The sequence below is a fragment of the Sulfuricurvum sp. genome (genome assembly GCF_036279695.1).
Taxonomy (GTDB): domain Bacteria; phylum Campylobacterota; class Campylobacteria; order Campylobacterales; family Sulfurimonadaceae; genus Sulfuricurvum.
In genome coordinates, this window is record NZ_DASUIQ010000054.1 from 1 (window position 1) to 4,174 (window position 4,174).

Consider the following 4,174-nt stretch of genomic DNA (forward strand, 5'->3'; position numbering starts at 1 on the left):
AGAAAAAAGACTGCTTGAAATCGAAACATTATTAACAACAATTGTCACTGGAATTCAAGTGGCAGAAGCTACAATCAAAAATAATATTAATATTTTTAATGAGTATTTTTCGGATTATTCTTACAGGCTTTATGGGGAAGAACAATTTTTGTCTTTGGGACAAGATATATCTGAACCGTTTGTTATTAATAATAAAGCAAATTCGGGAAGTGGTAAAAAAAAGGCTTATATCACTGCCTTTGACCTAGCGTATACTGAATTTGTAGCAAAGAGCAATCTTCCTTATCCAAGGTTTGTTGGTGAGGATCTTGTTGAATTGATTGATGAACCGCAATTGAAAGTCCTATTTGAAGTTTCCAATAGTATTCAAGGACAATTAATTATTCCTGTTTTACATAGTAAGGTTTCAACTTTACAAGACATTGTTCATGAATCCACTGTTTTGACATTATCCGATAGTGATAGATTTTTTAGATTTTAGCTCAAAAAATTGAGTTTTTAGATGGTTAAAGCATTAAGGTTTTGGTGGATGATGCGTCGAGTTTATAAAGCTCAACACCGATCCCGAAAACAAATCACAACTGAATCTCGTGACGATGTTTTTCAAGACACCCTCAAGTTTATGACACAACATCAGGTTGTATTAGAATCTGATGTTCCTCATGATCCTGACTACGATATAAATCCCCTTAAAGAAAATGGGACAGGCTACTTTAATATTTCCCCGTTCGTGGTGAGCTCAAGGAAACATCGCTTCGCGAGCGGTACCCTTGTTTTGTCGAACCATGAACTTCTACCCTTCGACAGGCTCAGGGCGAACGGGAACTGAGCTGATAGTGAATTTAAATACTCTCGATATATTTATTCATTTCTTCTACGTGCTTAGGATTTAGCGTTGTGTATGTACCTGTTCCATCTCTGTAGCGTTCTACGGCGTTGGTCACTTTTTGTTTTGCTTCTTCGGTTGATACTGAAATTTTTGTTTGAGTAGCTATATTTTTATATAAATCATCATTTAGCTGTAAATGTAAATTATCCATCCATCCACTCACTTAAACAGGATACTAAACCCGCTATAGAGAAAATACGCAGAAGCCCCGAATAAGACCGTAGTCAATAGTAATTTTTTCCAATTTGTTTTCATCATTTTACTTGAAATGTAGCTTTAAAATAAATTTTACGCGATTTTAACCGATATGTGATTAAAATAGGGGCAATTATAAAGGAACTAACGATGGGGCTGTTTACCAAAGAGGCTGAATCCGTAGAAATCGTAACACGTATCAATCCGATGATCGTACGCACGTCGAATGTCGCCAAAGAACTTTTGCAAGCTTCCATCAACTACAAAGTCCCCGTTCACTCTCTCGATTTTCATCTGCTTGGGACGGAAACCTTTACCAAAGCCGCCGTCGAAGGTGCAGCGGAAGATTGGGTGGAACTTACCCCCGAACAGATTGCCGACCTCAAAGAGGATATGTATCTAAATCCCAAATTTGAACTCAAACAAGTCTATGAAATCGAAATTTTTTCTATCACCGAACCGAATCCTCTTGATTCGATCGATATGTCGATAGGGGGAAATACCTCTCTGTGTAAAATCTATTTGACGATCAAAGCGGGGAGTGTGGCTCAGTATTATCCGACCTTTTCAGATGATTTTATCTATGCGATCAACAAAAAAAAGCTTCGTGCGAATGTGATGATAGGGTTGTTCGACTCGATCATGCTTCCCAACCTCGCGGAGCTGTTGGCTAAAATCCATGTTGAGGGTATTTATCGCTTTGCCGCGCAAGAGCGCTATCTGATTGCGCAAGCGTATGAACCGATCGAGACGGTGAATGATAAATTGATCCTCCATTATGAGACGAAGCGTCAAAATATGGACGAACACGGCAGGGTTGATTATGCCAAACGCGGATACCTGATGAGTGCGGTCAAAGACGAGCTCCTCATGGAATATATCAAACCGCGCAAAGGGGAAAACGGTCGAAATTGCCGTGGAGAGTTCATCCTCCCGAAAGAACCGATTGTCAAATTTGAACCGACCTTTAACACGGGCGAAAAAATCACGGTTATTGATACTCCGACGAGTATTGAGTACCGTGCGGCTTCAGGGGGATATGTCACTTTAGAAGGGGGCACATACGATATTCACAGTGAAGTGGAAGTGAGCGAGATCAGTTTCAAAACGACGGGTTCGATAGACACTCAACTCGATGCCGATGTATGTATCAACGTCAAAGAGAAAGACTCGATGAAGGATGCGATAGGACAGGGGATGGAGGTTACCGTCAATGCGATCAACATTGAGGGGAATGTGGGACCCAATGCGAAAGTAACCGCCAAAAAAGCAACCGTAGACGGTCAAGTACACCAAAGTGCAATCATACGAGCCGATGAACTCTCGATCAATATTCTCAAAGGGACGGCGTACGGTAAAGAGGTACATATCACTCGGTTGGAGCACGGTACTGTCGAAGCGGACAGGGTAACCGTCTCTCAAGCGACAGGGGGGAAAATTCGGGCGCGTGAGATTGTGATCGAAATTTTGGGCTCTCATGTCAAAATGAGCGCTTCGCGTTTGATCGAGGTCAAAAAGATTCAAGGGGGCGAGAATCAGTTTATGATCGATCCGATGGTCAGTGAATCGGATGCAGACATCCATGAACATTCCGATCAAATAGCGCAAATAACCAATTCGATCCGATCCATCAAAAAAGAGCTTGAGGGGTATGAGCAAACGTGGAAAGAAAACACTCCTGTTATGGACGATTTAAAACGAAAACTTGCCCATTATAAAGCTGAGGGGATTAAAATGCCATCTGCATTTGTCCAAAAATATCAACAACATCTGCAGTTCAAAGAGAAATTGGAAGCACTTCGTAACGAACTAAAAAGCAAAGAAGATCAATATGCATGGTTGACCGAAAAACATACGGCACTGCAAGCGGAGATTTTTGACGCCCGTATCATCAATCACGATCGGTGGCACAATCATAATGAGATCGTTTTTAAATTGATCAATCCGCAGATGGAAGTTTTTTATATTCCCTCAGAGAATTCGGAGGAGAAGATTTTGGGGTTGTATGAAGATGAGAATGGTGAATTTTCGATTAAGGTATTAGCGCAATGATTATTGGATTAGAGGGGATTATAGAGTTCAAGGAGCCGACATCGGTTCATATAAACGTCAACGGTGTGATTTATGAGGTATTCGTTTCGCTCCACACCTACAGTTCTATAGGCTCGGAAAAAACACGGTTGCATATCCATCATGTTATTCGAGAAGATGCACAGCAACTCTACGGATTTGCCCAAAAAAGCGAAAAAATTCTCTTTGAAGGGATGCTCAAAATCAACGGAATCGGACCTAAAGTGGCTATTGCAATCTGTAGCACCTTTACGCCGGAGCAGTTTGCGGGTATTATTTCATCTAAAGATGTCAATGCGCTCAAAAAAGTTCCGGGGATCGGACCAAAAAGTGCGGCACGAATAATGGTCGAACTGGCCGGATTTGATGCCCTCCTCTTAGGTTCCGGAGCGACGGCTACGACGGCTACGACCGAGGCATCTATGGCACTCGAATCGCTCGGATTTAAAAAAGAGCAGATCGCCAAAGCCCTTAGCGCATCGAGTGCGACCGATACGGCTGCATTGGTGAAAGATGCATTGAAACAATTACAAAAACTCTAAAAGGATACTCATTGAAATTAGCTATTTTATTCGGCGGAGCCAGTTATGAACACGAAATCAGCATCGTAAGTGCGATTACCGTCAAAGGAAAACTGGAATCAAAATTTGAACTCAGTTTTATTTTTTGCGATCAAGATCATAAATTTTATCTCATTGACGGTGCGAAGATGAAAGCGGTCACCTTCTCCCGCGGTGAGCATCGTAAAATGCCCCAAATTTTCCTCACCAACGGCGGCTTTGAGCAAAAGGGGTTATTCGGCGCTAAAAAACACGAGATGCCGATTCTGAATCTGATCCACGGCGGAGACGGTGAAGACGGCTCTATCGCCTCTCTCATGGACTTTTTCCATATCCCGTTCATCGGTCCTCGCAAAGAGGCATCGATGCTCAGTTTTGATAAACACTATACCAAATGGCTTGCCGCGTCACTCGGGGTTAAAACGCTTCCGTATGAGATTTTGCATAAAGAAGATAAGCG

Annotated in this window: 4 protein-coding genes and 1 pseudogene; 4 read left to right on the plus strand and 1 reads right to left on the minus strand. The window is 42.0% G+C overall.

Annotation, left to right across the window (positions count from 1 at the left end):
• A partial coding sequence (locus tag VFW36_RS05605; RefSeq protein ID WP_329657831.1) for a DUF2326 domain-containing protein occupies window positions 1–481 on the plus strand: 481 nt, incomplete at its 5' end.
• Between the two features lie 361 nt (window positions 482–842).
• Here the strand turns inward: VFW36_RS05605 and VFW36_RS05610 are convergent.
• Window positions 843–1,052, minus strand: a complete 210-nt coding sequence (locus tag VFW36_RS05610) for a hypothetical protein (protein WP_329657832.1) — start codon at window positions 1,050–1,052, stop codon at window positions 843–845.
• Between the two features lie 182 nt (window positions 1,053–1,234).
• On the opposite strand from VFW36_RS05610, the gene VFW36_RS05615 reads away from it, so the two are divergent.
• The 3 genes and pseudogenes from VFW36_RS05615 to VFW36_RS05625 all read left to right on the plus strand — a co-directional run.
• Window positions 1,235–3,136 (plus strand): flagellar assembly protein A, encoded by a 1,902-nt coding sequence (locus tag VFW36_RS05615; RefSeq protein ID WP_329657833.1) that lies wholly within the window; start codon window positions 1,235–1,237, stop codon window positions 3,134–3,136.
• A complete protein-coding gene (ruvA, locus tag VFW36_RS05620; RefSeq protein ID WP_329657834.1) occupies window positions 3,133–3,696 on the plus strand; it encodes a Holliday junction branch migration protein RuvA in 564 nt (187 codons plus the stop codon). The genes VFW36_RS05615 and ruvA overlap by 4 nt, the downstream gene beginning before the upstream one ends.
• Window positions 3,697–3,707: 11 nt before the next feature.
• A pseudogene (locus VFW36_RS05625) lies at window positions 3,708–4,174 on the plus strand (D-alanine--D-alanine ligase); the annotation flags it as partial.

Coding starts and splice junctions, on each gene's coding strand:
- ruvA (WP_329657834.1), top strand. CDS start 3,133: ATGATTATTGGATTAGAGGGGATTATAGAGTTCAAGGAGCCGACATCG.
- VFW36_RS05615 (WP_329657833.1), top strand. CDS start 1,235: ATGGGGCTGTTTACCAAAGAGGCTGAATCCGTAGAAATCGTAACACGT.